The sequence below is a fragment of the Flavobacterium nitrogenifigens genome, assembly GCF_003254565.1.
Classification (GTDB): Bacteria; Bacteroidota; Bacteroidia; order Flavobacteriales; family Flavobacteriaceae; genus Flavobacterium; species Flavobacterium nitrogenifigens.
Genome location: NZ_QJRI01000021.1, coordinates 1 through 229 on the forward strand (window position 1 = coordinate 1; position 229 = coordinate 229).

1 protein-coding gene is annotated in these 229 nt (G+C 50.2%); it reads right to left on the reverse strand.

Going from position 1 to position 229, the window contains the following annotated elements; all coding sequences use genetic code 11:
* A partial coding sequence (locus DM397_RS00090) for an HYR-like domain-containing protein (RefSeq protein WP_162615403.1) occupies positions 1–229 on the reverse strand: 229 nt, incomplete at both ends.

Below are 229 nucleotides of genomic sequence, written 5' to 3' on the forward strand. Positions count from 1 at the left end.
GATCACCTGAGTGAAAGTGTCAGATGTGTTACCGCAGTCGTCTTTTACGGTCCAAGTGTTGGTGTAAGTTCCCGCGTTTCCGCATCCTTCAGAGGCAACGAACTGTCCGCTTACTTTTGTGATGTTTGAAACATCAGAGTCGCATAGGTCGGAAGCAGTCGGAATCTGAGCCTGTGCTGTGGCAAGGCCAGCTGCATCGCTGCATTCCAAGGTTACATCTAGAGAACCA